Consider the following 25154-nt stretch of genomic DNA (forward strand, 5'->3'; position numbering starts at 1 on the left):
GATAGAGCGTGGGATGAGCAAGAAAGTTCTGATCGTCGAGGACGAAATTTTCGTCGCCCTGGAAATCGAGGATATCGTTCAGGATGCCGGCTTTGGCGTCCGGGCGATTGCCGCCGATCGCGAGGCCGCACTGGAAGTCGCCGCCGACTGCGATATCGCGCTGGTCGACCTTAATCTGCGCGACGGATTTACCGGGCCGGGCATCGGCATGGAACTGGCCATGCGCCACGGCATCCGCGTCATCTACGTCACCGCCAATCCCGCGCAGATCGGCGAGGCGGCGGTCGCTGCGCTGGGCGTCATCACCAAACCGTTTCGCGCCAACAGCATCGCGGCGGCGCTGCATCTGGCGGCTGCCGATCAGCCCGCGATCGATTCCGTCGAGATCGCCGGCTTCATCCCGTTTCTGCCTGTCCCCGGCGCATCGAGCGGAGCGGAATCCAGAGGCTGAGGCGCAGTCCTTCCGCCTCCCAGTGCCGCTCTATCCGGCCGCCAAGCTGCCGTTCCACACTCAGCGTCATGAGCTGGCTGCCAAAGCCCGTATTTTCGGGCGCAGTGACCGGCGGGCCACCTTCTTCGCGCCAGTCGAGGCGGATATCGTCGCCATCGGCCCCGATGTGAAGCTGCACCTTGCCCCCGGCCGTCGAGAGCGCGCCATATTTCGCCGCATTGGTCGCCAGTTCGTGGAACAGCAGCGCCAGCGGCGTGGCCGAACGATCATCGACGGGCGGATTTTCTCCGGAAATATGCACGCGCGGGCCATCCGGGCCGTGATAGGGCGCGAAAATCTGGCTCAGCACACCCCATAGAGTCGCCAGCCCTTCGGGGGCGACGGAATCGGCGCTGTGCGGGCGGACGAAATCATGGGCGCGGCCAAGCGACAGGATGCGGTCGCGCAACTCGTCGGCGGCGTCGCGCATTTCCGGCCGGGTGCGCGCCGACAGGCCGATCAGCCCGGCGATGACCGAGAAGATGTTCTTGATCCGGTGCGACAGTTCATGCGCGATCATCTCGCGCTCTTCGATCATCAGCTTTTGTTCGTGAATGTCGGTGCAGGTGCCGATCCAGCGCGTGATCGCCCCCGACGCATCACGGATCGGGAGCGCGCGGCCCAGCGTCCAGCGATAGTCGCCGCTATGATGGCGCAACCGATACTCCACCTCATAAGGCGCGCCGGTTTCCAGACTGCGCCGCCAGCGCCCCCAGGCCCGTTGCTGATCGTCGGGATGAAACATTTCGTTCCACCCCTCGCCATCGGTCGAGCCGACCGGCACGCCGGTATATTCATACCAGCGGGCGTTATAATAATCATGATAGCCGTCGGGCAGGGTCGACCAGACCATCTGCGGCATCGTGTCCGCCAGCGTGCGGAACATCAGGTCGCTGTTCGCCACCGCCATCGCGTCTTCCCGCTGTCGGGCAAGTATGTCGCGGTCGCGGCGGCGTGATTCGAGCGTCGTCATCACCTGCCGCGCGAGCAGGGACAGGCCCTGCCGCTGTAGCGGGGTGAGATCGTTGCGCGGCGCGGCGTCGATGACGCAGAGCGCGCCCAGCGGCACGCCATCGGAATCGATCAGCGGCGCGCCGGCATAGAAGCGGATATGGGGAGGGCCTGTCACCAGGCCGTTCTCCGCAAAGCGCGGGTCCTGCCGCGCATCGGCAATCACGAAAATCTCGGACCCCAGCATCGCATGGGCGCAAAAAGACACGTCGCGCGGCGTTTCGGTGGCGTCGAGGCCGGTGCGCGCGAGGAAACGCTGCCGCGTGCTTTCAACGATGCTGACAAGCGCGATGGGCGCATCGCACAGGGCGGCGGCGAAGGCGGTGATCTCGTCGAGCGCGCTGAAACCGCCGGCATCCAGATCATAGAGGGCGAGCACGGCGGCGCGATCCGTTTCCAGCCCGCACCAGTCAGCCATCGCTGACGCGCTCGATATCCGCGCCCACGGCGGAGAGCTTCTCCTCCAGCCGCTCATAGCCGCGATCGAGATGGTAGACGCGATTGACCTGCGTTTCCCCCTGCGCGGCAAGCCCGGCGAGGATCAGGCTCATCGAGGCGCGCAGATCGGTCGCCATCACCGGCGCGCCGACCAGCCCCGTGACGCCGCGCACCACGGCGGTCCGGCCATTGACCGCGATATCCGCGCCCATACGCGCCAGTTCGGGCACATGCATGTAGCGGTTCTCGAAGATCGTTTCGGTCAGCACCGACGCGCCGTCCGCCAGCGTCAGCATCGCCATGAACTGCGCCTGCATGTCGGTGGGGAAAGCGGGGAACGGCGCGGTCGACAGGGTCAGCGGCTTCAGCTTGCCGTCCGACGAGACGCGGATGCCGTTCTTATGCTCGTCCACCTGAACGCCTGCGTCGCGCAAGGCGGCGAGGATGGCGTGCATGTCCTGCGCATTGGCCCCCGCAAGATCGAGCGAACCGCCCGTGATCGCCACCGCGCAGGCATAGCTGCCCGCCTCGATGCGGTCGGGCATGACGCTGTAGGTCGCGCCGTGCAGCCGTTCGCGCCCGTGGATGACGAGCCGGTCGGTGCCGACGCCCTCAATATCCGCACCCATCGCCAGCAGCAGGCGGCACAGATCGACGATTTCCGGTTCACGCGCGGCATTTTCCAGGATGCATGTCCCCTTGGCCAGCACCGCCGCCATCAGCGCATTTTCCGTCGCGCCGACCGATACCACCGGGAAAGTGTAAAGCCCGCCCGGCAGCCCGCCATCAGGCAGGCTGGCGCGGACATAACCCGCTGTAATCTCGATGACCGCACCAAAGGCTTCCAATACCTTCAGATGAAGGTCGATGGGCCGGTTGCCAATCGCGCATCCGCCCGGCAGCGACACCCGCGCCTCCCCGGCGCGCGCGAGCAGCGGACCCAGTACCAGGATCGACGCCCGCATCTTGCGCACGATGTCATAGGGTGCTTCGGTCGATGTGACGCGGCCCGCGCGCATGGTCATGACCCGGCCGAAATCCTCCGGCCGCGCGCCTTCGATCATGGTCGATACGCCAAGCTGGTTCAGCAGATGGCCGAAACTGTCGACATCGGCGAGGCGCGGCAAATTGCGCAACGTCACCGGCTCATCGGTCAGCAATGCGCAGGGCAGCAGCGTCAAGGCCGCATTCTTGGCACCGGAGATGGGAAGGCGGCCGTTGAGCGCTTTGCCGCCGCGAATATGAATGCGGTCCATCGCGCCGTTTCATAACGTTTAATACGGCTTAAGCAAGGCGATCCGGCGTTAGAGCCTGTTTCGAAATGCGCCTTTGGCGCATCCGCACCGGCCCTCACCCCCACCCGACCGCCCAGACATGGTATCCTGATGGGCGGTCGGGTGGGGGTGAAGGCTGGTGCGGCCTCGGAATGCGCTCTTTCGCGCATTTCGAAACAGCTAGTCGCGATGACTTTGCCGCAACAGGAAGCGGTCATCGCAAACCGCATTAATTTAACTGCCACAATTGATCGAGTTTAGTGCGCCGTCCGCAGATGCAGCCAAAAGGCGTATCAGGCGTTTTGCCATCGTAACGACAATGGAAAATAAAAGGTGCGTTGAGTGGCAACAAGCTGTTTTTCGGACAGACTGGAAAAGCACGTGCCTTTGTCCGAGGCCGAGAAGAAGGCCCTTGCGAGGCTGGAAGAGAATCCCCGCAAGATCAAGCGTGGCGCGGTCATCCAGCGGGTCAACGATCTGGTGACGGAATTGTTCGTGTTGCGCGAAGGGCGCGTGATGAGCTTCGTCATTCTGCCCGACGGCAGTCGCCAGATATTGCGGGTCTACTTTCCCGGCGATTTCATCGGATCGGCCAGCACCATCTACAGCAAGGCGCCCGAATCGCTGGTCGCTTTGTCCGACGCGGTGGTGTGCCCGTTCGACAAACATGCGCTGCGCCGGCTGCTGGAGGAATATCCGCGCGTCGCCGCTTTACTGTTCCTGCTGTCCAATGCCGAACGGGTGGCGCTGACGGACCGTCTCGCATCGCTGGGCCGCACATCGGCGAAGGCGCGCGTCGCATCCTTCCTGCTCGATATGTTCGACCGGCTGCGCGTGACCGACGACGCGATTACGGACAGTTTCGACCTCAAGCTGACGCAGGAGGAAATCGGCGACGCGATCGGCCTGACGTCGGTGCATGTGAACCGGATGATCCGGCAGATGGAGCAGGAGAAACTCATCAGCCGCGCCAATGGCCGCATCACGCTGATCGACCTTCCCCGGCTGGAGGAGATCGGCCACTATACCAACCGGCACAAGGATATGGATCTGGACTGGCTACCCGCCATGTCCTGAGACATTGTCTGGAAATGCGCGGAAGAGCGCATTTCCAACATATTTCAAGCCAGCAGTTCGACGTCCCAATAGAGCCAGTCGTGCCAGCTTTCGTGGAGATAGCCCGGCGGAAACGCCCGGCCATGTTCCTGCAACTGCCAGGTGGTCGGCCGGATCGGCTGGACATACAGCCGCATCCCGGCTTCGCGCGGATTTCGTCCGCCTTTCTTCAGGTTGCAGGGCGAACAGGCGGTCGCGACATTTTCCCAGGTGGTGCGCCCGCCCGCGCGGCGGGGGATGACATGGTCGAACGTCAGGTCGCTTTGCGAGCCGCAATATTGGCAGGCGAACTTGTCGCGCAGGAACAGGTTGAACCGGGTGAAGGCGGGATGTTCGGACGGGCGCACATATTGTTTGAGCGCAATCACCGAAGGGATGTTCATCTGGCGGCTGGGGCTGTGCACTTCGCGCGCATAGCTGGCGACGATGTCGACCCGGTCGAGAAACACCGCCTTGATCGCGGTCTGCCACGGCCACAGGCTGAGCGGATAATAGCTCAACGGCGTATAATCGGCATTCAGGACGAGCGCCGGGCAATTTTCCGGGTGCCGTATCAGGTCGGGATGGTACATAAAAACCTCTAACCCCTTGCCATCATCCTGATTGACCAGAAACGTGACGCTCACATGACAGCATTAACCGGCACGGGCCGTCAAGGGGCAGTGTGAGTTCGCCCGTCGCACCGCAGCATATAGTGACGCGCTTCGCGCCCAGTCCGACCGGGCGATTGCATATCGGCCATGGCTGGTCCGCGCTGATGGCGATGGATTTCGCGCATGAGCAGGGCGGATCGTTGCGCCTGCGGATCGAGGACATTGACGGCGCGCGCAGCCGAGCAGAGCATGTGGACGGCATCATCGAGGATTTGCGCTGGCTGGGCGTGCGATGGGAGGGCGAGGTCGTCTTTCAGTCGCAGCGGCTGGAGACCTATGCCGCCGCGCTGGACCGGCTGCGCGCGATGGGCCTGCTTTACCCCTGTTTCTGCACGCGGGCCGACATAGCGGCCAGCGCGAGCGCGCCGCATGGACCGGAGGGGCCGGTCTATCCCGGCACCTGCCGGACCCTTTCCGACGCCGAACGCACGCGGCGGATCGCGGCGGGCGAGGCCCATGCCTGGCGGATCGACATGGGCGCGGCGGCGCGGCGGGCAGGCGCGCTGCATTGGCTGTCCCTGCCCTGCCCCGCCGCCGAGCCTGTGCCGGTAGCGGCCAGTCCCCTCGTCCATGGCGATGTCGTGCTGGCGCGCAAGGACGCGCCCGCCAGCTATCATCTGTCCTGCACGCTGGACGATGCCGCGATGGGCGTCACCCATGTTCTGCGCGGGGACGATCTGCGCGGGGCGACCGACATTCACCGTCTGTTGCAGGCGCTGCTAGCCCTCCCCGCCCCGGTCTATCGCCACCATCCGCTGTTGCTGGGGCCGGACGGCAAGCGGCTGGCCAAGCGCGCGGGATCGATCGCCCTCGCCGATCTGCGCAGCCAGGGCATCGACCCCGGCACGCTAGCGGCACAGCTTCGCGCCGGGGTCTTTCCGGTTGGCATTGCGCTGGCACAGGCTTAGAGTGGCGTTATGAACGTCATCCTCGTCATCGCCCTCGTCCTTGCCATGGCCGCGACCCTGTTCGCGCTGATCCGGGGCATCATCGCCTTCCTGCAAACGACCAAGGAAGAACTGAACCTGCCCGAAGGCGCGATTCGTCCGTCCAGCCTCAAGCAGAACAAGATGATGTTCAACCGCATCCTGTTTCAGGCGGTGGCGGTCATCATCGTCGCGATCCTGCTGCTCATGAAGGGCAGCGGCAACTAGCGTGGTCAAGCTCAACAAAATCTATACCCGCACCGGCGACGGCGGGACGACCGGCCTTGTCGACGGATCCCGCCTGCCCAAATATGCGCCGCGCATGCAGGCCGTGGGCGATGTCGATGAAGCGAACAGCGCCATCGGCCTCGCCGTGCTGGCGCTGGGCGACGCGCCCGAAGCCCAATGGCTGACGGTGATCCAGAACGATATGTTCGATCTGGGCGCAGACCTCGCCACCCCGGTCCCCGATGGTGCGGACGAGCCATGGGCATTGCGCATCATCGCGGGCCAGGTCGATCGGCTGGAAACGCAGATCGATGCGATGAACGCCGATCTCAGTCCGCTCGACAGCTTCATCCTGCCCGGCGGATCGCCTGCCGCCGCCGCGGTCCATCTGGCCCGCGCGATCACGCGCCGCGCCGAACGGAGCGCGACCGCCGCCGCCGCCGAAGTCGTGCTCAACCCGCAGGCGCTGGCCTATCTCAACCGCCTGTCCGACCTGTTGTTCGTGCTCGCCCGGCGGCTGAACGGCAATGGCGCGGGCGATATCAAATGGGTGCCGGGCGCGTCGCGCTGACCGCCTTGCGGGCAGTTTGACACGCGCCGGGCGCCTGGCCCGTTCCGCTCGCTGGCGTTAACCCTGTTCCTTCGAAGTCCGTTCATCCCTCGCCGACAATCTGCGCCTCCACCGCCAGACGGGACCGCGTATGCAATTTTATCTCCTGACATCCTTCCTCTTTCCGCGCAGCCTGCGCATGCGGCTGTTCGCGCTGTGTTTTGTTTCCACGCACCTGCCATTGTTGATCTACATCGCCTGGGGCATGGCGACCGGCCGGATCGCGCTCGCCGAATTCATCCTGCTGACGCTCGCCACGGTGGGGGGAACGGCGTTGGCGTTGCTGGGGATCGGCGCGCTGCTGCGGCCGATCCAGACGCTCGCCGAAACGCTGCATCCCGATCAGGCGCCGGCGCTGCCCGATGTGGGCGATGTCATCCACAGCCTGTATGCCGGCGTCCATCATGCCGCCCGCGCCACCCGGACACAGATCGACGGCCTGCGCGCTGCCGCGCATGAGGACCAGCTGACCGGCATCGCCAACCGGCGCGGTTTCCTGGCGCATCTCGACGCGCTGCCCGAGGCGCGGCGCAAGGGGAGCCTGGCGATCGTCGACATCGATCATTTCAAGCAGGTCAACGATCAGCTCGGCCATGATGCGGGCGATCGCCTGCTGGTGGATTTCGCGTCACGGCTTTCCGCGCAGGTCCGGCGCATCGACATGGTCGCGCGATGGGGCGGCGAGGAATTCGCGATCTTCTTCGAAGATTGCATAGAGGATGAGGCGTGCTGGTCGCTCGCCCGCATCGCGGGCCGCATGCGGGGGCAGCCAAACGAGGCGGCGGGCGGACGCCTCGTCACCTTTTCGGCGGGCGTCGTGCGCTGGAGCGGCGGCCCTGTCGATGATGCGCTACGCCTGGCCGATGAAGCGCTGTATGAGGCGAAGGGGGCCGGTCGCGATCAGGTGCGGCGTGCCGGAAACGGCGCGCCGATTGCGCCATATCGCCGATCCGTGGGAACCTAAATCACGGTCCAAGCGATTCTCCCCGACGAGAGCGGCGCAACCGTATCGAAGGGGGACCTATGGCCAAGAGCCGAACCGTCGCGCGGCAGGATGATCTGGCGACACGCTATCAGGACATACGGGGTCTGAGCGAAGCGCTGGCCGCGCCCCTTTCCGATGCCGACGCAACCGTGCAGTCGATGGCGGATGCGTCGCCCGCCAAATGGCATCTCGCCCATATCAGCTGGTTTTTCGAGACGTTCGTGCTGCGCGATCATGTCGCGGAGTATCAGGCGTTCGATCCCCGCTTCGCCTATCTGTTCAACAGCTATTATGAGGCCGAGGGCGCGCGGCAACCGCGATCGCGGCGCGGGATGCTGACGCGGCCGTCGCTCAACGACATCATCGCCTATCGCGCCCATGTCGACCGGGCGATGCAGCGGGCCATGCCGTCCTTCGACGAGGCGACGCGGGCGCTGGTGACGCTGGGCCTGCATCATGAGCAGCAGCATCAGGAATTGCTGCTGACCGACCTGCTGCATCTGTTTTCGCTCAACCCGCTGGAGCCGGCGCTGTTCGCCGCGCCGGCGGAAATGCCGGCGCCAGCGCCCGGAGCGTTGCACTGGATCGAGGGGCGCGAAGGGCTGGTCGAGATCGGCGATGAGGGCAAAGGCGAGTTCGCGTTCGATTGCGAGGGGCCGCGCCACAAAGTGTGGCTGCGTCCGCATGCGCTGGCCCATCGGCCGGTCACGAACGGCGAGTGGATCGCCTTCATGGAGGATGGCGGCTATCGCGAAGCAGCGCACTGGCTGTCGGAGGGCTGGAGCTGGGTGCAGGCGGAGGATATCGACGCGCCGCTCTACTGGCGGCGGGAGGAGAAGGGCTGGAGCCGGTTCGGGCTGGATGGTCGCCAGCCGGTGAACCCCGCCGCGCCCGTGACCCATATCAGCCTGTATGAAGCAGACGCCTATGCCAGTTGGGCGGGCGCGCGCCTGCCGACGGAAGCGGAATGGGAAAGCGCGGCGCAGAATATCTCGCCCGTGGGCGGCGTTCAGCTCGACGGCGCGTCATGCCCGCGACCGCGCGCAGCCGAACAGGCGGACACGCTGACGCAGATGTTCGGCGATGTGTGGGAATGGACCGGCAGCGCCTATCGCCCCCATCCCGGCTTTCAACCGGCGCAGGGCGCGGTCGGCGAATATAATGGCAAGTTCATGGCCGGGCAGTTCGTGCTGAAGGGCGGCAGTTGCGCCACCCCGCGCGGCCATATGCGACCCAGCTACCGCAACTTTTTCTACCCCCATCAGCGCTGGCAGTTCACCGGGCTGCGGCTGGCCAAGGATTTGTGACGATGCTGATGACACAGGACTGCGCACTGGCCACGCCATCGGCGGATCCCGCCTTCCGCCATGACATAGTTGCGGGCCTGTCTCGGCGGCAGAAGGCGACGCCGCCGGTCTGGCTATACGACCGGCATGGTTCGGAATTGTTCGAGGCGATCACGCAACTGCCCGAATATTACCCGACCCGCACCGAGACCGCGCTGCTCGCGCGGCATGGCGCCGATTTCGCCGCAGCCGCCGGACGGGACCGGGCGGTCGTGGAATTCGGCGCGGGCAGCGCCCGCAAGACGCCGCATCTGCTGCGCGCGATCGATCCCGCCGCTTATGTGCCGATCGACATTAGCGACGAGTATCTGATGGCGAGCAGCGCGACGCTGTCCATCGCCTTCCCCGGCCTGCCGGTGCTGCCGGTGGTGGGCGATTTCAATCGCGCATTGACCCTGCCCCCCGCGATTGAGGGCATGGCGCGGCTCGGCTTTTTCCCCGGTTCGACCATCGGCAATATGGAGCCGGATGCGGCGGTAGACCTGCTGCGGGCGATGCGCCGCCTGCTGGGCGACGGGGCGATGCTGTTGATCGGTATGGACAGGGTGAAGCCGCGCGAGAGACTGGTCGCTGCCTATGACGACGCGGCGGGGATCACCGCCGCCTTCAACCGCAATCTGCTGGTGCGGATCAATCGCGAGCTGGGCGGCGACATTCCGGTCGACGCCTTCGTCCATCGGGCGGTGTGGAACGATGACAAGGCGCGGATCGAGATGCATCTGGAAGCGACGCAGGCCGTCGCGTTTCGTGTGGCGGGTCAGGACTTTGCCATGGCGGCGGGCGAGACTATTCATACCGAGAGCAGCCATAAATATGGGCCGCGCGACAGCCGCTTGCTGTTGCGATCGGGCCAGTGGGAGCCGGTGCGCGAATGGACGGACGAGGAAGGCCTGTTCTCGCTGATTTTGGCGGAGGCGGCGTAAGAGTCTGTCCCGAAATGCGCGGAAAGAGCGCATTTCTGTTGCCGCACCGGCCCTTCAAACGAGGCACGTGACTCGTTTGAAGGGCCGGTGCGGATGCGCCACAAGGCGCATTTCCAAACAGACGCTAAAATCTATTCGATGACCTGCGCCGACCAGGTGGTGATCCAGCGCCATGCGCCGCGGCATTCACCCATCGCGGTTGCCTCGACCAGCCGGAAGCGCGCGCCGTCCCAGACATAGGCTTCGCTGCCGCCGCAATCGCCGATGCCGCGCCCCTTCGCAAAGCTTTCGAGCCGCGACTTGTCCGGCGTGAAGCCCGCATTGACCAGCATAGGATGCTGCGGGTCCTCGCTCCAGCCGGGCTGATAGTCGAACGTGGCGAAGCGCCAGCTGCGGCGGCCGGCTATGCCCGTGGCGATCACCGGGACCGAAGTGAAATTATAGGCCCCCGCGCCGCAGGGGACCAGGATAAGCGTCTCCGCCCTCGACAGGCGATATTGTGCGGGCGGCTGCGCGTCCTTCATCTCGTCGGTGCAGCCGGTGAACTTGCCGAGCGCGGTCAGTTCCTCACGCCAGAGCGCCGCCGGGAGGGGCGTTGCGGGAATGACGGCCCGCTTGACGATTGAGGGCGCTGGCGCGGGGCGCACGGCGGTCGTCCCCAGCGCGCCGGTCGCGATGAGGGCGGTGATGGTGCCAGCCCGCCCCTGCCGCGCGTCCATATAGCGCAGCGCGGCGGCCGATCCCGCCAGCGAAGGCCGGCCAATCAGCTTTTGCCCGGCACGGATTTCCATGACGCCGCCGCGCGCCATGGCGATGGCGACGGCGGCTGCCTGCGGTCCGGCGATGGTTGCGTCGCCGTTTCTCGCCGATGCGCTCGCGATCTTGCGGCCGTCGATGAACAGGGCAAGATCGGCGCGCCCGCTACCATTGCGGCTGATGCGGACTTCCGCCCCGGCATCCACCCCGGCGGCGCGGGATATGCCCAGCATGACCGGCGCATCGGGCCACTCGCCGCCTTCGGGGAGAAGCGAGACCGCCTCACATCGGTTGCGATTGTCGCAGCCCACCGTCCAGTCCCGATAGGTTTCGAGCGCGCCCGGCTTTGGCGCTTGCCCCAATGGCTCCGCGCTCGCGACACGCGCCAGCAGCAGGACCGCCAGCGCGGCCGCGAAATATGTCCTCGCCCCCATCGGTTAACCATAGCCGCTTTTTCACGGCAGCGGTAGAGCTTCCATTATGCAGGCGTAACGACAGATAAGGGCGGCGGCGGGCCTGCCTTACGTCCCCTTCTTCGCCTTGTGCGCGGTCAGCAGTCCGTCCAGTTCGACGATGCGCTGGCGTTGCGGCGAATCCTTGGGCAGCCCCTTGAGCCGGCATTCCGCCCACAGGCTGCGCCGCTCGGATTCCAGCGCCTTGAGATAGAGGTCGGCCATAGGTGTCTCCCATAGGGGCCACAAAGAAAAAGGGCCAGCGCATCGCGGCGCCGGCCCCTGTATCACGGATCGAAGCCCGATCAGGCCGCCTTGGCGCGGCTCATGCGCTTGCGCTCATTGGGATCGAGATAGCGCTTGCGCAGACGAATGGTCTTGGGCGTCACTTCGACCAGTTCGTCATCGTCGATATAGGCGATCGCCTGCTCCAGCGTCATCTTCCATGGCGGGGTCAGGCGCACGGCGTCATCCTTGCCGCTGGCGCGGAAGTTGGTCAGCGCCTTGGACTTCATCGGATTGACTTCGAGATCGTCGGTCTTGGCATTTTCGCCGATGATCATGCCTTCATACAGGACTTCGCCGACGCCGACCATCAGCACGCCGCGCTCTTCGAGCGGGCCGAGCGCATAGGCATTGGCCTCGCCAGCGCCGTTGGAGATGAGGACGCCATTCTTGCGGCCTTCGATCTTGCCCTTGTGCGGGCCATATTTCTCGAACAGCCGGTTCATGATCCCGGTGCCGCGCGTGTCGGACAGGAATTCGCCATGATAGCCGATCAGGCCGCGCGAGGGCGCGGAGAAGGTGATGCGGGTCTTGTTGCCGCCCGAGGGGCGCATGTCGGTCATTTCCGCCTTGCGCTGGTTCATCTTGTCGACGACCGTGCTGGAAAATTCATCGTCGACGTCGATCATGACGGTTTCATAAGGCTCGGTCCTGTTGCCAGCCTCATCTTCGCCAAACAGCACACGAGGGCGGCTGATCGACAGTTCGAACCCTTCGCGGCGCATCGTTTCGATAAGGACGCCAAGCTGAAGTTCGCCGCGCCCGGCGACTTCGAAACTGTCCTTGTCCTCGCTCTCCGTCACCTTGATCGCGACGTTGGATTCGGCTTCGCGCTCCAGACGGTCGCGGATCATGCGGCTCGTCACCTTGCTGCCTTCGCGACCCGCCATCGGCGAATCATTGACGGCAAAGCGCATCGACAGCGTCGGCGGATCGATCGGCTGGGCCTGGATCGGCTCGGTCACGCTGGTGTCGGCAATGGTGTTCGCCACGGTCGCGACGGCGAGACCGGCGAGCGAGATGATGTCGCCCGCCTGCGCTTCATCCACAGGCACGCGGTCGAGCCCCCGGAACGCCATGATCTTCGACGCGCGGCCGGTTTCCAGCACCTTGCCGTCCATATCGAGCGCATGGATCGCCTGGTTGGCGCGGACCTTGCCCGAGGTCACGCGGCCGGTCAGCACGCGGCCGAGGAAATTGTCGCGGTCGAGCAGGGTGACGAGGAAGGTGAAGGGCGCATCGACGTCCAGCGCCGGGGGCGGCACATGATCGACGATCTTCTGGAACAGCGGCGTCAGCGTCCCGGCGCGCAGCGACGGGTCGTCATTGGCGTAGCCGTTGCGGCCCGACGCATAGAGGACCGGGAAATCGAGCTGTTCGTCGGTCGCGTCGAGCGACACGAACAGGTCGAACACCTCGTCCAGCACTTCCTGAATGCGCTCGTCGGGGCGATCGACCTTGTTGACGACAACGATGGGGCGCAGGCCCAGCGCCAGCGCCTTGCCGGTCACGAACTTGGTCTGCGGCATCGCGCCTTCCGACGAGTCGACCAGCAGCACGACGCCGTCGACCATCGAGAGGATGCGCTCGACTTCGCCGCCGAAGTCGGCGTGGCCCGGCGTATCGACGATGTTGATGCGGACCGGCTCGCCACCGCCCGGAGGCGCCCACTCGACCGAGGTCGGCTTCGCCAGAATCGTGATGCCGCGCTCTTTTTCGAGGTCGTTGCTGTCCATCGCCCGCTCTTCGACGCGCTGATTGTCGCGGAAGGTGCCGGACTGGCGGAAAAGCTGATCGACGAGGGTGGTCTTGCCGTGATCGACATGCGCGATGATCGCGATATTACGCAGGGACATAATTTGCCTTTGGGATATGGGCTCCCCTGGCCGACCGTAAGGCCACGCAGAGGCTTCGGGCGCGCCCCTACAGGAAATGACGCGATGCGGCAAGGCTTACGCGGATCACCAGGGCAAAGTCTGCGCGTCAGGCCCGATTGCAATGCGCGGGCGGCCCGCCAATATCGGGCTGGAGCTTGTGGACCGGCTGTCCTATATGCATATGACAGTCCGGCCGAACCCGAACGGGAGATGATATGGCTTCCAGCCCCCCCACGACGACCGCCACCGCCGACGCTTTCACCCTCACGCCGCCCGATCCGGTGCCGGCGGTCGCGCCCGAGAAGGCGGCGGGGCTGGTGCCGATCGACGATGAGAGGAAATCGAAGCTGGACGAGAAGGTCGATGCGTTCATCGACGATCTGGTCGCGCAGGACGCCAATTCGCCAGCCTTCGGCGCGCGGGTCGATCAGTTGACCAATATGGGCCGCAAGGAAATCGCGGAGGCGGCCGGGCACAGCAACCGCTTCCTCGACCGGCCGGTGCGGGCGATGGACAGCGACAACAAGGTCGGCGCCGACCTCGCCGAACTGCGCCGCACGGTCGAGGATCTCGACCCCGGCAGGCGCGGCAGCCTGACCGCGCCCAAGAAGCTGTTCGGCCTCATCCCGTTCGGCAATAAAATGCGCGACTATTTCGACAGCTACAAAAGCGCGCAAAGCCATATCAACGCGATCCTTGGCAGTCTGGCGAGCGGCAAAGACGTGCTGGTCAAGGATAATGCCGCGATCGATGTCGAGCGGCAGAATATGTGGGCCACCATGGGTCGCCTCGAACAGATGATCCATATCAGCAAGACGATGGACGCCGGGCTGGAAGCAAAAGCGATGGCGCTGGACGCGACCGATCCGGCCAAGGCCAAGGCGATCCGCGAGAGCGCGCTTTTCTATATCCGCCAGCGCACGCAGGACCTGCTGACCCAGATGGCGGTGACGGTGCAGGGCTATCTCGCGCTCGATCTGGTCAAGAAGAATAATGTCGAGCTGGTCAAGGGCGTCGATCGTGCCAGCACGACGACGGTCGCGGCGCTGCGGACGGCGGTGACGGTGGCGCAGGCGCTGGCCGGACAGAGGCTGGTGCTGGAACAGATCAGCGCGCTCAACACGACGACCGCGAACATGATCGATTCGACCGGCGAACTGCTCAAGAGTCAGACTGCGGCGATTCATGAGCAGGCGGCCTCATCCACGATCCCCATCGAGACGTTGCAGCGCGCTTTCCAGAATATCTACGACACGATGGACAATATCGACGCCTTCAAGCTCAAGGCGCTGGAGAATATGAAAACGACCGTCAACAGCCTGTCGAACGAAGTCGAAAAGTCGAAAGGCTATATTGCCCGCGCGCAGGGACAGGCGCAGGCCGCGAGCGAGGCGCGCATCGACCATCCGTTGCTGAGCGCGATCGAGGGGTGACGTGATGAGCCGGTCCGACCGCGTGCTGGCCGATGCCGAAGCGGTGCTGCGCCGCCATGGCGAGCGCGGACGCAGCCTGTCCATGCGGGCGCGGCAACGGCGCAACGCGGGGCTGGTGCGCAAGGTCAAGCTGGCGGTAGGGGCGATCGTCGCGGTCCTGATCGCGAGCGCCGTGGCGGGTTTCGTGATCCCGCTCGGCACCAGCGGTGTGATGATCGTGCTGGCGGCGATGATCGCGGCGGTGCTGCTGATCGCGCTGCTGCCCACCGAACGCCGAGTACGCACGGAGGCGCTGGCAGATAGCGCGCTGACCGCGCTGCCGCTGCAAACCGAGATATGGCTGGAGAATCAGCGCAAGGCCCTGCCCGCCCCCGCGGTCACGCTGGTCGACAGTATCGGGGTGCGGCTTGAGACATTGGTCCCGCAACTCGAACGGCTGAACCCGCAGGAACCGGCGGCGCTGGAAATCCGCAAGCTTTTGGCCGATCATCTGCCCGAACTGGTGACCGGATATCAATCGATCCCCGTCCCCCTGCGGCGCGAGGAACGCAATGGCCGGGTGCCTGACGCGCAACTGGTCGAGGGGCTGCAAGTGATCGACGCGGAAATCGAGCGGATGAGCGAGCAACTGGCGAGCGGCGACCTCGACAAGCTGGCGGTGCAAAACCGCTTCCTCGAACTGAAATATCAGGAGGCGAAGGAACTGGGGCAATAGCGCCCGTCCTTCCGCCATGATCCACCTCACCCTCATCATCGTCGATTTCCTGACCGGGCTGCTGGTGGCCGGGGCGTGGGCGCTCGCATCGGCGGGCGGCGCGATCGCGGCGGTGATCGGCGGCGGGGTGCTGGGGGTCACGCTGTTTCGCCGCTGGCGGCGACGCGGCGGCTGATCGCATGGAGCCGCCCGTCACCGATATCGCGATGCGCTTCGACCGCATGACGGCGGACGGCGCGTCGCAGGCGGTCATGCGTGCCGTGGCGGTGGAAACGCCGGTCGCGCTGGAGTTTAACGGCGTCGGTTATGCCGTGCTGATGGCCAGCCCCGGCGATCTGGGCGACCTGCTGACCGGCTTCGCGCTGGCGGAACGGCTGATCGACGCGCCACAGGATATTATCGGTCATGATGTCCATGACAGCGGCCATGGCTTGCTGATCCGGGCGCAGCTGGTGGAAGAGCGCAGCGAGCGGCTGTTGACGCGCGTGCGCCATCGCGTGTCGGACTCCTCCTGCGGTCTGTGCGGCATCGAAAATCTGGAACAGGCGATGCGGCCCCTGCCCGTGGTGAGCGGCGTGACGCGCGCGGATCGGGACGCGATCTTTCGGGCGCTCGACCTGCTGGCGGATGCGCAGCCCGGCCATGATCGCACGGGCGCGATGCATGCTGCGGCCTTATGTTCCGCCGACGGACAGCCGCTGCTGGTGCGCGAGGATGTCGGCCGCCACAATGCGTTCGACAAGCTGATCGGCGCGATGCGGCGTGCGGGGATGGACTGGGATGGCGGCTTCGCGCTGCTGTCGTCACGCTGTTCCTATGAGCTGGTCGAGAAAGCGGCGCTCGCCAACTGCCCCCTGCTCGTCACCCTGTCCGCGCCGACCAGCCTGGCGCTGGCGCGCGCGGAGGCGGCGGGACTGCGCCTGTTCGCATTGGCGCGGAAGGACGCCTTCATCGTTCCCGCCAAATCGTGAAAAGTTTGAAAATGCGCTTTTGGCGCATCCTCGGAATGCGCTCTTTTGCGCATTCCAAACAGACTCTATCCCAGAAAATGGCTGAGCGCGGTTGGATCGAACGTGCTTGCGGTGAAGCCGCACAGGCCCATCCCCACGCCCATCGCCCCGATCGCCCAGGCGAAGGCGAGCGGGAGAAACGCTTCGGTCAGGGCGGCGACGGCTGAGAGGGACACGGCGGTGGAAACCAGCGCCTCGCTGGCGTCGAACTGGTCGTCATGCACGTTCAGCGCATCATATTGGCGGCTGAAATCCTGCGCCTGCCGGGCGAGCAGCGGTGCTTCCGCCGCATAATGCGCGCTTTCCTGCGCGAAGGCGCGCTGCGCCGCCACGGCCGCCGGATTGCCCGGCGTCCCCGCCGCCGCCAGTTCGAACTGGGCGGTGCGGACGATATGCGCCTTTGTCTTCGTCGCCTGATATTCGCCCCAGCGGTCCACCGCGCTCGATTGCGCCTGCTGCATCGCCTGGACGATATTGCCGTCCTTGATGTTGCACACCGCCATGAAAACGGAGAGCAGGACCACCGTGACCGCGACGAGGCGATTGAGCCGCCTGTCCTTCGCCTCCGCGCTCAGTTCGATTTCCATCGGGTCGCCTTCCGTCCTTGCGAAAAGCCCAATACCGACTGGCCTCCGGTGCGCGCCAGTTACTTTTTATCCATGCGCGCGGGGATCAGCCGCAGCGTCAGGAAGCCGAGCAGCGCCGAAGCCACCGACCCCGACAATATGCCCAGTTTCGCCGCATCGTTGAGATGCGATCCTTCGCCGAACGCCAGACCGCCGATGAACAGGCTCATCGTAAAGCCGATCCCGCACAACAGGGCGACACCGTAAATCTGGCCCCAGCCCGCGTCACGCGGCCGCTGCGCCCAGCCGAAACGCACCAGCAGCCAGACCGCGCCGAAAATGCCGATCTGCTTGCCGGCAAGCAGGCCCAGCGCGACCCCGAGCGGCAACGGATCGAGGAGGTCGCGCAGGCCGAATCCCGCCAGCGACACGCCCGCATTGGCGAAGCCGAAAAGCGGCACGATGCCATAGACGACCCATGGATGCAGCCCATGTTCGAGCCGCACGAGCGGCGCGGCACCAACGTCGGGCGTCCTTGCTCCGCACGGCACCGTCATCGCAAGCGCGACCCCTGCCAGCGTCGCATGGATGCCCGACTGGAGAACAAGGCCCCACAGGATGAGGCCGACGAGCAGATAGGGCCACAGCGCCGTCACGCCCCTGCGGTTGAGCAGGATCAGGACCGCGAGGGTCCCGCCCGCACCGGCGAGCGCTGGCAGGTTCAGCCCGTCGGTGTAGAAAAAAGCGATGATGAGCACCGCGACAAGATCGTCGATGATCGCGACCGCCGTGAGGAATATCCTGAGCGAGACCGGCACGCGCGGACCGAGCAGCGCCAGCACCCCGAGCGCAAAGGCGATGTCGGTCGCGGCGGGAATAGCCCAACCGCGCAGGCCCTCGGTCGAATCGCGGTTGAGGGCGACATAGATAAGCGCAGGCAGCACAACCCCGGCGAGGGCAGCGCCCCCCGGCAGCAGGCGGTCGGACCAGCGCGCCAGTTGCCCGCCCAACACCTCGCGCTTGATCTCCAGCCCCACCAGCAGGAAGAACAGCGCCATCAGGCCGTCATTGATCCAGTGCAGCAGGGTGAGGCCGCCCAGTCTGCCATGCAATGCGGTGAAATAGAGCGGCGCGAGCGGCGAGTTGGCGATCGCCATCGCCGCCAGCGCCGCCACGATCAGCGTGACGCCGCCGGCCGCCTCATGCGCGAAAAAGGCCCGCGTGAGGGAGAAGGGACGAAACGGGACAGCGTTGAGGGGCATAAGCGGGCTTTGTAGCGGCGGTCGCGCGGCGCAGCCAGCCATTGCATTCGCGACGAAACACTGGTGATACCGCCTGCATGACCGGCCCACGCATCGCTTATGTCATCAATTCGGTCGAGGGCGGCGGGGCAGCGCTGCCCGTGCCCGCCATCGCCGCCGTGCTGCAACGACAAGGCGCGCAGGTGCGGGTGTTCGCCCTCACCCGGCGCGATGGCCGGGCGCTGCCGGCGATGGCGGCGGCTGGCCTCGACCCCGCCGTTCGGGAGGGCGGATCGGGCGATCATGTCGCCGCCGCGCGATGGCTGGCGGGGCAATTGCGGTCCTGGGGCGCGACTCATATCTGGACGTCGCTATCACGTGCGACGATCCTTGGGCTGCTGGTCGGGCCGATGCTGGGTCTGCCGGTTATCAGCTGGCAACATGCCGCTTTTCTCAAACCGTGGAACCGGCGGCTGATGCGCCTGCTTCAGTCGCGCGCGCTGCTGTGGGTCGGTGATTCCCGGTCGGTGACGGAACTGAGCGCGGAGCGGCTGGGCATCCCGGCCGATCGCCTGACCTGCTGGCCGATTTTCGCGGCCGATCCGCTGATGCCGCAGGCGTCGCGATGGCAGGCGGGGCAGCCGATTCGGCTGGGAAGTCTCGGGCGGCTCCATCCGGTCAAGGGCTATGATATGCTGATCGCGGCGCTCGCCCGGTTGCGCGATGGCGGCTTCACCCCGTCCGCCCCGCTCGAAGTGCTGATCGCGGGCGAAGGCGCGGAGCGGGAGCGACTGGCCGCCCTGGCGCGGGCGGAGCGCATCGAATCGGTGCGGCTGACCGGCTATGCGGACGACCCGCGCGCCTTCCTGGCCGGGCTGCATCTCTATGCCCAGCCGTCGCGATCCGAAGGATTCTGCATCGCCGCCCATGAAGCGCTGACCGCCGGGCTTCCCGTGCTGGGATCGGCGGTGGGCGAAATGCCATGGTCGATCAGGGATGGGGAGACCGGCCATGTCGTGCCCCCCGGCGACCCGACGGCGCTGGCGGACCGGCTGGCGCTGATGCTGAGCGCGCCGCACCGGCTGCACCGTATGGGCGCGGCCGCGCGGGCTGATATGCTGGATCGGTTTTCGCAAGCCCGGTTCGAAGCGACCGGCGCGGCGATCATGGAACGGATCGCGACGACGCGCGGCTGAACGCTGCTGCCGTGCGCATGACCAAATATTAATCCGGCGATCAGTCTCGGCTCACATGCCCGCGCCTAACAGCACGGCATATCATGACCGATCAGGGGCCAGCCGCCATGCGCAACATTCTTCCTCCGCGTCCACGCGTCGACACATTGCGGGAACGGGGCTGAATCATGGCGAAGCCTATTTTTTACGATCCCAGCGGCCGGCGCGGAACCTGGGCGCGGCGGCTGGTCGCCGGGCTGCTGTCGCTGCTGATCCTGGCGGCGATCGCCTTTGCTACGACGCTGGTCGCGGTGCCGCGCGGCCGGGACCTCGCCTTGCCGCTGCCGCAGCCACATGCGACAAAGTTCGTCGCCACGCGCGGCGGGCGGCACGGCCTGACGAGTTGGCTGCCCCTGCACGGCGGAAAGGACCCGCATAGTCCGCTGAGCATCGGTTTCTACCTGCCGCATAATGTGGCCAGCCTCGCGTCGCTGCGCCGCCATGTGAAGGCGCTCGACTGGGTGGTGCCGGCGACGATCGACGTTCGCGGTCCACGCCATGCCGTCACCATCGATAAGGATGATGACTTCGATCACATGATCGCGGCGATGAAGCATCCGCCCAGAATATTGCCGATGGTCCAGAACCTGACCGAGACAGAGTGGGACGGCGCGAACACCGCAGCCATGCTGCATAATCCGTCCGCGCGCGCCGCGCTCGTCAGGCAGCTTTCGACGCAGGTCGCGAGCGCCCGTCAGGCGGGCCTCGTCATGGATTTCGAGGCGCTGCCATCGAACGCGATGCGCGATTATCTGCATTTCCTGGCACAGCTTCACCGCGCCATGCCGGCTGGGACTATATTGGCGGTCACAGCCCCGGCGGACGATCGGGACTGGCCGCTCGCGGCGCTCGGCAAGGTGGCCGACCGGGTCATGCTGATGGCCTATGACCAGCACTGGCAGGGCGGCGATGCGGGACCGATCGCGGCGCAGGACTGGTTCCTGCGCGAAGTCGGCGCGGCCTTGCACGCGGTCGGCCGCGACCGGCTGATCGTGGCGATCGGCAGCTATGCCTATGACTGGCACGATGGCGAGGCAGACGCGCTATCGGTCGAGGACGGGTGGATGGCGGCGCATGACAGCGACGCGCAAATCATGTTCGATCCGGCCAGCGGCAATGCCGGTTTTGGCTATGACGATGGCGGACATCACCACCAGCTCTGGCTGCTGGATGCGGCGGCGAGCTGGAACCAGCTGCTCGCGCTCAGGCGGCTGGGCATCGACGATGTCGCCGTCTGGCGGCTGGGCAGCGAAGACCCTGGCCTGTGGACCGACCTCGCCGCCTATCGCGCCGGCGGACGACCCGACATCCGGGCGCTGCATGCGCTGCTCACCACCGATGTCGAAGGATCGGGCGAGATATTGCGGATCACCGCGACACCGACGGCGGGCTGGCGCGAACCGCGTTTCGACGCGCAAGGGATCATCCGCGATGAGCGCTATCGCACCTTGCCCACGCCCTATGTCGTCCAGCGGGCGGGCGCGCTGCCCAAGACGCTCGCGCTGACGTTCGACGATGGGCCGGACGGAACGTGGACGCCCAAAATCCTGTCGGTTCTCGAACATTATCATGTTCCCGGCACCTTCTTCGTCATCGGCGAAAATGCGCTGGAACATCCGCAACTGCTCAACCGGATCATCGCCGATGGGGGCGAGATCGGCAATCACACCTATACCCATCCCAATCTCGCCTCGGCCTCCCCGGCGGAGACGCGGCTGGAACTGAACGCCACGCAGCGGATGGTGGAAGCCTATACCGGCCGCGCCATGCGGCTGTTCCGCGCGCCCTATTTCGGCGACGCCGAACCGACCACGGCCGACGAACTGGAGCCGGCGCTGGAGGCACAGCGGGCGGGCTATACGGTCGTCGGGCTGCATGTCGATCCGAACGACTGGCAGCGGCCGGGCGTCGATGCGATCGTGCGCGAGGTGATCGACCAGGTCCATGAAGGATCGCCCGAGCGATCCGCCAATGTCGTCCTGCTCCATGATGGCGGCGGCGACCGGGCGCAGACGGTGGCCGCCCTGCCGCGGATCATCGCCACGCTTCAGGCGGAAGGATATAAATTCGTCCCCGCCTCGCGCCTCGTGGGTCTGTCGCAGGCCGCCGCCATGCCTGCGGTGGATTCGAGCGACCTGCTCGCCGTGCGGACCGATGTGGCGATATTCGTCATTCTCGCCGCCGCATCGGCGACGCTGGCGTGGATATTCTATGTCGCGATCACGCTGGGCATCGGCCGGGCGCTGCTGATGACGGGGCTGGCGACGGTGCAGTCCTGGCGCAAGCGCCCCGCCCCGCCGGTGTTTCAGCCGACCGTGTCGGTCATCATCCCCGCCTATAATGAGGAGCGGGTGATCGAGACCGCCGTGCGCCGCGTGCTCGCCAGCGACTATCCCGGCCTGCATATCATCGTCGTCGATGACGGATCGAAAGATGCGACGAGCGCCATCGTTGCGGAGGCATTCGCCGACGAGCCGCGCGTGACCTTGCTGACGCTGGAGAATGGCGGCAAGGCGGCCGCGCTCAACCGCGCGTTGCGGATGGCCGATGGCGAGGTGGTGATCGCGCTGGACGCCGATACCCAGTTCGAGCCGCTAACCATCGGTCGCCTCGCCCGCTGGTTCGCCGACCCGCAAATCGGGGCGGTCGCTGGCGACGCGCGTGTGGGCAATCGCGTCAACCTCGTCACCCGCTGGCAGGCGGTCGAATATATCACCGCGCAAAATCTGGAGCGGCGCGCGCTGGCCGGGTTCGACGCCATGACCGTGGTGCCGGGCGCGGTCGGCGCATGGCGTCGCGCGGCGCTCGACGGCGTGGGCGGCTATCCCGAAAATACGCTGGCGGAGGATCAGGACCTGACGATCGCGATCCAGCGCGCGGGCTGGCGCGTGACTTATGATCCGATGGCGGTGGCCTGGACCGAAGCGCCCGAAAGCTTCCGCGCGCTCGCCAAGCAGCGCTATCGCTGGGCGTTCGGCACGCTGCAATGCCTGTGGAAACATCGCGCCGTGACGCGCAAGCGCGAACCGGCGGGCCTCGCCCTGATCGGCCTGCCGCAAGCCTGGGCGTTCCAGATCTTCTTCGCCGCGATATCGCCGCTGATCGATCTGGCGCTGATCCTGTCGATCGTCGGCACCATTTTGCGGGTGGTCCAGCATGGCTGGGCGCAGACGCGCGGCGATGTCGGGCAGATGGGGCTGTATTGGCTGGCCTTTACCGCGATCGATGTCCTGTGCGGCTGGGTCGCCTATCGGCTGGACGCCCGGCGCGTGCCCTATCCCGCGCATCTGCTGGTGGCGCAGCGGCTGGTCTACCGGCAGATCATGTACTGGGTCGTGATCCGCGCCATCGCTTCGGCGATCGGCGGCTGGGTGGTGGGCTGGGGCAAGCTGGAGCGTAGCGGCCGCGTCGACGCCGAGAACGCGCCGGTCTAGCGCGGTAGCGAAAGGCGGACGCGCAGGCCCGGCGCTGCATCCTCCAGCGCGATCGTTCCGCCGTGCAGCCGCGCCACCGCGCCCGCCAGCGTCAGGCCAAGGCCCGATCCGGGCGCCTGCCGCGCGGGATCGAGCCGACCGAAGCGGCGCAAGGCATCGGCGCGGCGCTCGGCGGGAATGCCCGGCCCGTCGTCGCTGACGCTGAAATCGATCCGGTCGTGACCCGGCTCGACGGCCAGGATGATCCGGCGGCCGCCGACGGCGTATTTCAGCGCGTTTTCGATGAGATTGCCGATCGCCTGGCTCATCAGTTCGCGATGCAAGGGCATCACCAGCCCCTCCGGCGCGGTCAGGCTGATTTCAAACCCGTCATCCTCAACCAGCGGCCCATAGACTTCGGCCAGATCGACCATCAGCCGCCGCACATCGGCATCGGCGAAATGGGCGCGGCCGATCCCGGCGTCAGCGCGCGCGATCTGCAAGGCGACCGACAACATCGACAACAACGTCTCCGCTTCGTCCGCGACCCGGTCGAGCGCGGCGATGGCCACCGGATCGCGCACGTCGAGGATCGCCCGCTCCAGCACGGATTTGAGCCGAGTCACCGGCGACCGCAGATCATGGGCGAGGCCATCGGTCATCAGCCGCAATTGCGACACCAGCGCCTCGATCCGTTCCAGCATCGCGTTGATCGCCTGCCCCAGCGCATCGAAGGCGTCGCCGCTGCCATCCACGGCCACGCGATGGGTGAACTCGCCATCGCCGACCGCCACCGATGTCGCCACGATATGCTTGATCCGGTGCGACAGAAGCTGTCCCAGAAACAGGGCGCAGGCGAGGCTCAGCACGACACCCAGCCCGAGCGCGACGATCACCGCATCGCGATTGACCCGCGCGAGCGTGATGCTGGCGTCGATCACATGCCCGGTCAGCAGGCGCGCGCTATCGGGCAGCGTGGTGGCGGCCACGCCCATATGCTCGATCCGTTCACTGCCGATCCGGCGCAGGTCGATGGTTTTCCAGTCCGCATTCGCCGGCACGTCCTGCGGCCACCCCTCGATATTGCCCGCCACCCTGCGCCCGGCGCGATCCACCAGCAGGATCACCGCCGTGCCGCTATGCCCTGACCCGAGCCGCTGGCGCACGAGCAGGCTCAGCCCCTCCGCCCCGCCGTCCCGAAAAGCGACCCGCAATTCGTCGCGCAATTCGGCGACCAGCGCCTTTTCCTCGCCCAGCAGCGCGCGCTCGCTCGTCTGCTGTACGAAGATCAGCAGCCCGCCCGTCACCGGCGCCTGAAACAGAAAGGCGAGCAGGACGAAACGGGCAGTGGTGGAACGGGCGAACCGGCGCAGGCGCGCGAACATCAGTCCGCCGTCCCGAACCGATAACCGGCGCCCCGGATCGTGTGCAGCAGGGGCGCGGGAAAGCCATCGTCCAGCTTGCGGCGCAGGCGGCTGACATGGACGTCGATGACGTTGGTGCCCGGATCGAAATGATAATCCCACACGCCTTCGAGCAGCATCGTGCGCGTCACCACCTGATCGACATGGCGCAGAAAATATTCAAGTAGCCGGAATTCGCGCGGCTGAAGCTCGACGATCTTTTCGGCGCGCCGAACCTTGCGCGACAGCAGGTCCATTTCGAGGTCGGCGCAGACCAGCTTCGTCACGACCTGCGCGCCGGCATTGCCCTTGCGCAGCAGCAGCCGGACCCGCGCGAGCAGTTCGGCGAAGGCGAAGGGTTTGACGAGATAGTCGTCCGCCCCGGTATGAAGGCCCGTCACCCGGTCCTCCGGCGAACCGAGCGCCGACAGGATGATGACCGGCGTCCCGACCTGAGCGGCGCGCAGCGCGGCGAGCACGGCCGTGCCCTCCATCACCGGCAACATCCGGTCCAATATGATCGCGTCGTAGCTGCCGTCGCTGGCCAGGAAAAGGCCGTCGCGACCATCCGCCGCACGATCGACGGTATAGCCCTCTTCGGTCAGCCCCTTGACGATATAGGCGGCCATCGCCTCATCATCTTCGATCACCAGCAATTTATGCGCCATCAGCCCCGCCCTCGTTCACAAGGACCTATAACGCGCCAGTCCCGTGAGACCATACTGGTTTAGGGGCTTGTCTGGAAATGCGCGAAAGGGCGCATATCAG

At 66.0% G+C, this 25154-nt stretch carries 24 protein-coding genes; 14 read left to right on the top strand and 10 right to left on the bottom strand.

Annotation, left to right across the window (positions count from 1 at the left end):
* Window positions 1-13 precede the first annotated feature (13 nt).
* On the top strand, window positions 14-451 hold the full coding sequence (locus ACODSN_RS05410; RefSeq protein WP_489053701.1) for a response regulator: 438 nt from the start codon (window positions 14-16) through the stop codon (window positions 449-451).
* Here the strand turns inward: ACODSN_RS05410 and ACODSN_RS05415 are convergent.
* On the bottom strand, window positions 396-1919 hold the full coding sequence (locus tag ACODSN_RS05415; protein WP_489053702.1) for a sensor histidine kinase: 1524 nt from the start codon (window positions 1917-1919) through the stop codon (window positions 396-398). The genes ACODSN_RS05410 and ACODSN_RS05415 overlap by 56 nt on opposite strands.
* Window positions 1912-3195: a UDP-N-acetylglucosamine 1-carboxyvinyltransferase gene (gene murA / locus ACODSN_RS05420; RefSeq protein ID WP_489053703.1), complete on the bottom strand. Its 1284-nt coding sequence runs from the start codon at window positions 3193-3195 to the stop codon at window positions 1912-1914. The genes ACODSN_RS05415 and murA overlap by 8 nt, the downstream gene beginning before the upstream one ends.
* A 360-nt stretch (window positions 3196-3555) precedes the next feature.
* On the opposite strand from murA, the gene ACODSN_RS05425 reads away from it, so the two are divergent.
* Entirely contained in the window at window positions 3556-4290 is a 735-nt protein-coding gene (locus ACODSN_RS05425) for a Crp/Fnr family transcriptional regulator (protein ID WP_489053704.1), read from the top strand.
* A 44-nt stretch (window positions 4291-4334) separates the two neighbouring features.
* Here the strand turns inward: ACODSN_RS05425 and ACODSN_RS05430 are convergent, their stop codons facing one another.
* Window positions 4335-4901, bottom strand: a complete 567-nt coding sequence (locus tag ACODSN_RS05430) for an HNH endonuclease (protein WP_489053788.1) — start codon at window positions 4899-4901, stop codon at window positions 4335-4337.
* Window positions 4902-4993: 92 nt separating this feature from the next.
* On the opposite strand from ACODSN_RS05430, the gene gluQRS reads away from it, so the two are divergent.
* The 6 genes from gluQRS to egtD all read left to right on the top strand — a co-directional run bounded on the left by gluQRS (window position 4994) and on the right by egtD (window position 10000).
* Window positions 4994-5890 (top strand): tRNA glutamyl-Q(34) synthetase GluQRS, encoded by an 897-nt coding sequence (gene gluQRS, locus ACODSN_RS05435; RefSeq protein ID WP_489053705.1) that lies wholly within the window; start codon window positions 4994-4996, stop codon window positions 5888-5890.
* Between the two features lie 9 nt (window positions 5891-5899).
* A complete protein-coding gene (locus ACODSN_RS05440; protein WP_489053707.1) occupies window positions 5900-6136 on the top strand; it encodes a twin transmembrane helix small protein in 237 nt (78 codons plus the stop codon).
* Between the two features lies 1 nt (window position 6137).
* The gene (locus ACODSN_RS05445; RefSeq protein ID WP_489053708.1) at window positions 6138-6707 is read left to right on the top strand and encodes a cob(I)yrinic acid a,c-diamide adenosyltransferase; all 570 of its coding nucleotides are present in this window, start codon (window positions 6138-6140) and stop codon (window positions 6705-6707) included.
* A 130-nt stretch (window positions 6708-6837) separates the two neighbouring features.
* Complete coding sequence (locus ACODSN_RS05450; RefSeq protein WP_489053710.1) at window positions 6838-7710, top strand: GGDEF domain-containing protein; 873 nt, start codon at window positions 6838-6840, stop codon at window positions 7708-7710.
* Window positions 7711-7769: 59 nt separating this feature from the next.
* A complete protein-coding gene (egtB, locus tag ACODSN_RS05455) occupies window positions 7770-9038 on the top strand; it encodes an ergothioneine biosynthesis protein EgtB (protein ID WP_489053711.1) in 1269 nt (422 codons plus the stop codon).
* Between the two features lie 2 nt (window positions 9039-9040).
* Window positions 9041-10000 carry an L-histidine N(alpha)-methyltransferase gene (gene egtD, locus ACODSN_RS05460; RefSeq protein WP_489053713.1) on the top strand — a complete coding sequence of 320 codons (960 nt, stop codon included), beginning with the start codon at window positions 9041-9043 and terminating at the stop codon, window positions 9998-10000.
* A gap of 131 nt (window positions 10001-10131) precedes the next feature.
* Here the strand turns inward: egtD and ACODSN_RS05465 are convergent, their stop codons facing one another.
* The 3 genes from ACODSN_RS05465 to typA all read right to left on the bottom strand — a co-directional run bounded on the left by ACODSN_RS05465 (window position 10132) and on the right by typA (window position 13349).
* The gene (locus tag ACODSN_RS05465) at window positions 10132-11190 is read right to left on the bottom strand and encodes a DUF1176 domain-containing protein (protein WP_489053714.1); all 1059 of its coding nucleotides are present in this window, start codon (window positions 11188-11190) and stop codon (window positions 10132-10134) included.
* 87 nt (window positions 11191-11277) lie between these two features.
* Window positions 11278-11433 carry a hypothetical protein gene (locus ACODSN_RS05470; protein WP_489053715.1) on the bottom strand — a complete coding sequence of 52 codons (156 nt, stop codon included), beginning with the start codon at window positions 11431-11433 and terminating at the stop codon, window positions 11278-11280.
* A gap of 80 nt (window positions 11434-11513) precedes the next feature.
* On the bottom strand, window positions 11514-13349 hold the full coding sequence (gene typA, locus ACODSN_RS05475) for a translational GTPase TypA (RefSeq protein WP_489053716.1): 1836 nt from the start codon (window positions 13347-13349) through the stop codon (window positions 11514-11516).
* A 236-nt stretch (window positions 13350-13585) separates the two neighbouring features.
* Between typA and ACODSN_RS05480 the strand changes: the two genes are divergently transcribed.
* The 4 genes from ACODSN_RS05480 to fdhD are packed head-to-tail and all read left to right on the top strand — an operon-like array spanning window position 13586 to window position 16489.
* Entirely contained in the window at window positions 13586-14803 is a 1218-nt protein-coding gene (locus ACODSN_RS05480) for a toxic anion resistance protein (protein WP_489053717.1), read from the top strand.
* A gap of 4 nt (window positions 14804-14807) precedes the next feature.
* The gene (locus tag ACODSN_RS05485; RefSeq protein ID WP_489053718.1) at window positions 14808-15518 is read left to right on the top strand and encodes a hypothetical protein; all 711 of its coding nucleotides are present in this window, start codon (window positions 14808-14810) and stop codon (window positions 15516-15518) included.
* A 16-nt stretch (window positions 15519-15534) separates the two neighbouring features.
* Window positions 15535-15693, top strand: a complete 159-nt coding sequence (locus ACODSN_RS05490; protein ID WP_489053719.1) for a hypothetical protein — start codon at window positions 15535-15537, stop codon at window positions 15691-15693.
* Between the two features lie 4 nt (window positions 15694-15697).
* Window positions 15698-16489, top strand: coding sequence for a formate dehydrogenase accessory sulfurtransferase FdhD (fdhD, locus tag ACODSN_RS05495; protein ID WP_489053720.1), 792 nt, complete (start codon window positions 15698-15700; stop codon window positions 16487-16489).
* Window positions 16490-16554: 65 nt separating this feature from the next.
* Here fdhD and ACODSN_RS05500 read toward each other — a convergent pair whose 3' ends face one another.
* Window positions 16555-17115 (bottom strand): DUF4337 domain-containing protein, encoded by a 561-nt coding sequence (locus ACODSN_RS05500; protein WP_489053721.1) that lies wholly within the window; start codon window positions 17113-17115, stop codon window positions 16555-16557.
* A 59-nt stretch (window positions 17116-17174) separates the two neighbouring features.
* Window positions 17175-18356: a Na+/H+ antiporter NhaA gene (nhaA, locus tag ACODSN_RS05505; RefSeq protein WP_489053723.1), complete on the bottom strand. Its 1182-nt coding sequence runs from the start codon at window positions 18354-18356 to the stop codon at window positions 17175-17177.
* Window positions 18357-18433: 77 nt separating this feature from the next.
* Between nhaA and ACODSN_RS05510 the strand changes: the two genes are divergently transcribed.
* Both ACODSN_RS05510 and ACODSN_RS05515 read left to right on the top strand, forming a co-directional pair.
* Window positions 18434-19531, top strand: coding sequence for a glycosyltransferase family 4 protein (locus tag ACODSN_RS05510; protein ID WP_489053724.1), 1098 nt, complete (start codon window positions 18434-18436; stop codon window positions 19529-19531).
* A 167-nt stretch (window positions 19532-19698) separates the two neighbouring features.
* Window positions 19699-23004: a trifunctional glycoside hydrolase family 18/polysaccharide deacetylase/glycosyltransferase family 2 protein gene (locus tag ACODSN_RS05515; RefSeq protein ID WP_489053725.1), complete on the top strand. Its 3306-nt coding sequence runs from the start codon at window positions 19699-19701 to the stop codon at window positions 23002-23004.
* Here ACODSN_RS05515 and ACODSN_RS05520 read toward each other — a convergent pair.
* Together ACODSN_RS05520 and ACODSN_RS05525 are read right to left on the bottom strand one after the other, a co-directional pair.
* Entirely contained in the window at window positions 23001-24368 is a 1368-nt protein-coding gene (locus tag ACODSN_RS05520; RefSeq protein ID WP_489053727.1) for a sensor histidine kinase, read from the bottom strand. The two genes, ACODSN_RS05515 and ACODSN_RS05520, sit on opposite strands and share 4 nt — an antisense overlap.
* The gene (locus tag ACODSN_RS05525; protein ID WP_489053729.1) at window positions 24368-25054 is read right to left on the bottom strand and encodes a winged helix-turn-helix domain-containing protein; all 687 of its coding nucleotides are present in this window, start codon (window positions 25052-25054) and stop codon (window positions 24368-24370) included. Before ACODSN_RS05525 ends, ACODSN_RS05520 begins: the two co-directional genes overlap by 1 nt.
* Window positions 25055-25154 lie beyond the last annotated feature (100 nt).

The sequence above is a fragment of the Sphingobium sp. FG11 genome, assembly GCF_057809915.1.

Bases quoted from the DNA above. Each gene is read 5' to 3' on its own strand.
- ACODSN_RS05410 (WP_489053701.1), top strand. From the start codon at position 14: ATGAGCAAGAAAGTTCTGATCGTCGAGGACGAAATTTTCGTCGCCCTG.
- ACODSN_RS05415 (WP_489053702.1), bottom strand. From the start codon at position 1,919: ATGGCTGACTGGTGCGGGCTGGAAACGGATCGCGCCGCCGTGCTCGCC.
- murA (WP_489053703.1), bottom strand. From the start codon at position 3,195: ATGGACCGCATTCATATTCGCGGCGGCAAAGCGCTCAACGGCCGCCTT.
- ACODSN_RS05430 (WP_489053788.1), bottom strand. From the start codon at position 4,901: ATGTACCATCCCGACCTGATACGGCACCCGGAAAATTGCCCGGCGCTC.
- ACODSN_RS05440 (WP_489053707.1), top strand. From the start codon at position 5,900: ATGAACGTCATCCTCGTCATCGCCCTCGTCCTTGCCATGGCCGCGACC.
- ACODSN_RS05450 (WP_489053710.1), top strand. From the start codon at position 6,838: ATGCAATTTTATCTCCTGACATCCTTCCTCTTTCCGCGCAGCCTGCGC.
- egtB (WP_489053711.1), top strand. From the start codon at position 7,770: ATGGCCAAGAGCCGAACCGTCGCGCGGCAGGATGATCTGGCGACACGC.
- egtD (WP_489053713.1), top strand. From the start codon at position 9,041: ATGCTGATGACACAGGACTGCGCACTGGCCACGCCATCGGCGGATCCC.
- ACODSN_RS05465 (WP_489053714.1), bottom strand. From the start codon at position 11,190: ATGGGGGCGAGGACATATTTCGCGGCCGCGCTGGCGGTCCTGCTGCTG.
- ACODSN_RS05470 (WP_489053715.1), bottom strand. From the start codon at position 11,433: ATGGCCGACCTCTATCTCAAGGCGCTGGAATCCGAGCGGCGCAGCCTG.
- typA (WP_489053716.1), bottom strand. From the start codon at position 13,349: ATGTCCCTGCGTAATATCGCGATCATCGCGCATGTCGATCACGGCAAG.
- ACODSN_RS05480 (WP_489053717.1), top strand. From the start codon at position 13,586: ATGGCTTCCAGCCCCCCCACGACGACCGCCACCGCCGACGCTTTCACC.
- ACODSN_RS05485 (WP_489053718.1), top strand. From the start codon at position 14,808: ATGAGCCGGTCCGACCGCGTGCTGGCCGATGCCGAAGCGGTGCTGCGC.
- ACODSN_RS05490 (WP_489053719.1), top strand. From the start codon at position 15,535: ATGATCCACCTCACCCTCATCATCGTCGATTTCCTGACCGGGCTGCTG.
- fdhD (WP_489053720.1), top strand. From the start codon at position 15,698: ATGGAGCCGCCCGTCACCGATATCGCGATGCGCTTCGACCGCATGACG.
- ACODSN_RS05500 (WP_489053721.1), bottom strand. From the start codon at position 17,115: ATGGAAATCGAACTGAGCGCGGAGGCGAAGGACAGGCGGCTCAATCGC.
- nhaA (WP_489053723.1), bottom strand. From the start codon at position 18,356: ATGCCCCTCAACGCTGTCCCGTTTCGTCCCTTCTCCCTCACGCGGGCC.
- ACODSN_RS05510 (WP_489053724.1), top strand. From the start codon at position 18,434: ATGACCGGCCCACGCATCGCTTATGTCATCAATTCGGTCGAGGGCGGC.
- ACODSN_RS05515 (WP_489053725.1), top strand. From the start codon at position 19,699: ATGGCGAAGCCTATTTTTTACGATCCCAGCGGCCGGCGCGGAACCTGG.
- ACODSN_RS05520 (WP_489053727.1), bottom strand. From the start codon at position 24,368: ATGTTCGCGCGCCTGCGCCGGTTCGCCCGTTCCACCACTGCCCGTTTC.
- ACODSN_RS05525 (WP_489053729.1), bottom strand. From the start codon at position 25,054: ATGGCGCATAAATTGCTGGTGATCGAAGATGATGAGGCGATGGCCGCC.